The following is a 1,006-nucleotide window of genomic DNA, read 5'->3' as shown; positions in this document are numbered from 1 at the left end:
GATGATGTCGAAGACCTTGAGGGTGTAGACCAGCCCGAGCAGCAGGGTGATCGCCGACACCGGGCGCAGCAGCGGGAAGGTGATCCGCCAGAACCGCTGCCAGCCGCCGGCGCCGTCCAGCGCGGCGGCCTCGTAGACCTGCGGGGAGATCGCCTGCAGGCCGGAGTACAGCACCACGAGGTTGAACGGGATGCCGATCCAGATGTTGGCGATGGTCACCGACCACAGCGATCAGTCCGGGGAGGTCAGCCAGTTCACCGGCCCGATGCCGAGGCCCCGCAGCGCGGCGTTCACCACGCCGGAGTCGCTGTTGAGCATCCATGACCAGGTGGAGGCCGACACGATCAGCGGCAGCAGCCACGGCACCAGGAACAGCGCCCGCAGGGTGGCCGAGAGCCGGAAGTTCTTGGCGAAGAACACCGCCAGCGCCAGGCCGATGACGAACTGGAACACCAGCGACACCACGGTGAACACCGCCGTGTGCCACAGTGCCGGGCCGAAGGCCGGATCGCCGAGGATCTTCGCGTAGTTCGCGAACCCGGTGAACGGCGCGTCCCCCTGGACGAACGAGCGCACGGTGTAGTTCCGCAGGCTCAGCTCGATGTTGCGGTACAGCGGATAGGCGTAGAAGACCGCCAGATAGATCACGATCGGGGCGAGGAAGGCCCAGGCCGCCCACTGCCCTGACGCGGTACGTGCCGCCCGGTGTCCCTTCGCCACGGCGTGGGGGACACGGGCGGTACGCACCGGTGTTCGCGCTACTCTGCTCATGCTCTTACTGGGTCGCGCTCGCGGCGGCGGCCTGGGCGTCGGTCATCGCCTGCTGCGGGGTCTTGGCACCACTCAACGCGGCCTGCACCGCACCCCACATCGGCTCGGAGATCTTCGGATACTTCGTCCCCAGATCATCACTCGTGCGGCCCTTGGCAGCCTTGACCGCCTCCACCCACACCTTCAACGCCGGCTTCTGCTCCACCTGCCTGCCCTGCACCTGCTCGGTCGGCGC

At 67.8% G+C, this 1,006-nt stretch carries 2 protein-coding genes and 1 pseudogene; all 3 read right to left on the bottom strand.

The genetic code is table 11. The features are described 5' to 3' along the window. Nucleotides 1-219: carbohydrate ABC transporter permease (locus tag IEY93_RS39185; protein ID WP_229691824.1), on the bottom strand; the 219-nt coding region annotated here is incomplete at its 3' end. Between the two features lie 12 nt (nt 220-231). Continuing rightward, nucleotides 232-771, bottom strand: a complete 540-nt coding sequence (locus IEY93_RS39180; RefSeq protein ID WP_229691823.1) for a carbohydrate ABC transporter permease — start codon at nt 769-771, stop codon at nt 232-234. Between the two features lie 4 nt (nt 772-775). After that, a pseudogene (locus tag IEY93_RS37440) lies at nt 776-1,006 on the bottom strand (sugar ABC transporter substrate-binding protein); the annotation flags it as partial.

Origin of the sequence: Sphaerisporangium melleum, from assembly GCF_014646695.1 — a bacterium.
In the GTDB taxonomy this organism is placed as follows: domain Bacteria; phylum Actinomycetota; class Actinomycetes; order Streptosporangiales; family Streptosporangiaceae; genus Sphaerisporangium; species Sphaerisporangium melleum.
This window is presented reverse-complemented; position numbering and strand designations above follow the sequence as displayed.